Origin of the sequence: Ruegeria spongiae, assembly GCF_023502395.1 — a bacterium.
Lineage (GTDB): Bacteria > Pseudomonadota > Alphaproteobacteria > Rhodobacterales > Rhodobacteraceae > Ruegeria_C > Ruegeria_C spongiae.
This window is the reverse complement of sequence record NZ_JAMFMB010000073.1, coordinates 1-1,907: the sequence shown is the minus strand read 5'-3', so window position 1 is coordinate 1,907 and position 1,907 is coordinate 1. Positions and strand designations below refer to the sequence as shown.

Genomic DNA, 1,907 nt, shown 5'->3' with positions numbered 1-1,907 from the left:
CAAGATCCACATCGAAGCAATTGAATTGCTGCTAGCATCCATCACACTAACGATGGGAGAGGATGGCGCTCGGGCTTCATTTCTGTTTGGACCTCCGGGTGCCCGGCATTGGGAAAAGCGAATAGGGATCGAAATCTATTATCACTTCGTCGACCTGAATCTGGCCGCCCTACATGTAAGGAGTGTGGGTCCCAGCTACTTGAAAGCCCTTCCCCTAACTGAAATCTGTTCCAGGCTAGGAAGTTTCATGAGCGAGAATTTTGGCTACATTGGTAACCTCACTTTTGGCTCCAGGGACGAACGACCGCTAAATCTTTGGATTCCAGAAAAAGAGAAATTCGAACTGGCGCGAGCTTTGGCTTCCTGTGCCCTTTTCCAGCCAGCAGAAGAGTTGACCGTATTCCCGCTTATTCCAGTGGTAGTGAACACGAGCTTCAGGACTGATCAGTTTTTCTTCTCTTCGCCCCAAGACGAGAACTCGTTCTTCCTAGACGACGAGCGGCTGAGACAAGAGTTTGAAACCACGAACTTTCCTCCCCAAATCGACTTCAAAGGACGAATTCGCAATCCCAACTCTTGGTTGGGGGTGTACTCGCCAGACTACCGGGCTGCCCTCAAGACACGCTCATCAATTTTGGGAGCGTTGGCTCTAACCGCTTTACCTCACAACCGACACATGTTTTCCGGGCGAGAGGTGTTTGGCGGAAGATGTTCAATTTCTAAGGAAGGCATCACTTGGTCATTTGAAAGAGAACACACACCACCGTGCATGTACGACATCCAAGTCACTGACGTGGATGCAGGTTGGATGACAATTCTTTCTGATAAGTTGCGAACGGCTGACAAGGGGATGACGCGCGAGTTAAAAGCGCTGGAGTACTATTTCCGTGCTTGGCCGCTTTCTCCAGAGGAGCGTTTCCCGGTTCTTTGCATGGCCCTTGATGCGATTTTTGGCGACTCAAACAACGCCACCCAAGCCGTAGTTGATGGAGTAAACGATACTCTCGGCGGTACGGCTTCAGGGAGACAACTGCGGGCAATACTCAGTTTGCGTGGGTCAGTTATTCACGGTGGTGCACCAGATGTATACGATTCGAGCAAGTATCCAAAATACTACAGACAATACGGGTGCGATCCGATCAGAGACTTAGAATTGGTTGTAAGTGCCTGCTTGAAGGAAAGGGTTTTTCAAGGTGAGTTACGGGAACACCCAGATCCTAGTGGTGATGTAGTCGAGAAGGCCAGAGCCGAAGGTCGGCTACCTCGCAAAGTCGAGGCTGTGTCGATCCTGAACCCCAAGGCTTAGTCCTCGCCGGGCTTGAGCCATTTTGCGAATGTCAAAAATGAGAAATACCAGCTCAGATATTGAAATCGTATTAGAGGTCCGGTCTGGGCCGTCCTTGCCATAGCGAGCAGCAGCAATGTGCAGTTCGCACCCGTTCATGCTTCGTGCAGCAATTGTCAAAATGGGCTCAGACAGACAATCGCAGATAGCCTTTCGCTACCCCCGCGCCACCACCAAGGGCGGATCATCGGGAAACGACCGGATATCGAACCACTTGAAGCACGTCCCGTCTGGATTCCGCTTGTCTCCCATCCGAATGAAGCTGCCATTGGCTCCGTGGCGGATCAGTGATGCTCTGAATGCGCGCAGGTCAATCAGCCACCAGTTCTGTAGAGACAGCCCATCAACGCCTGCGTGACCGTAGAACATCCAGTCACCGTATCCGTTCACTATCTTGGATAGCTCTGTTTCTGCGCCAGACGGCACCTGCGCGCGGATGGTAAACTGATTGGGGTAGAGCATCGAATATCCGGGACGGCGGACGCGGGCAGCAATACGCATGTCCTTGGCGTCCAGCATGACCAGATCCGTCGCCTGGAAGTGGTCAAGGGGATCAGGCGCA

The 1,907-nt window shown here is 52.2% G+C and carries 2 protein-coding genes; one reads left to right on the top strand and one right to left on the bottom strand.

Annotation, left to right across the window (positions count from 1 at the left end; all coding sequences use genetic code 11):
- Positions 1-1,306: hypothetical protein (locus M3P21_RS22255; protein ID WP_249713701.1), on the top strand; the 1,306-nt coding region annotated here is incomplete at its 5' end.
- 195 nt (positions 1,307-1,501) lie between these two features.
- Here M3P21_RS22255 and M3P21_RS22250 read toward each other — a convergent pair.
- Positions 1,502-1,907: hypothetical protein (locus M3P21_RS22250; protein ID WP_249713700.1), on the bottom strand; the 406-nt coding region annotated here is incomplete at its 5' end.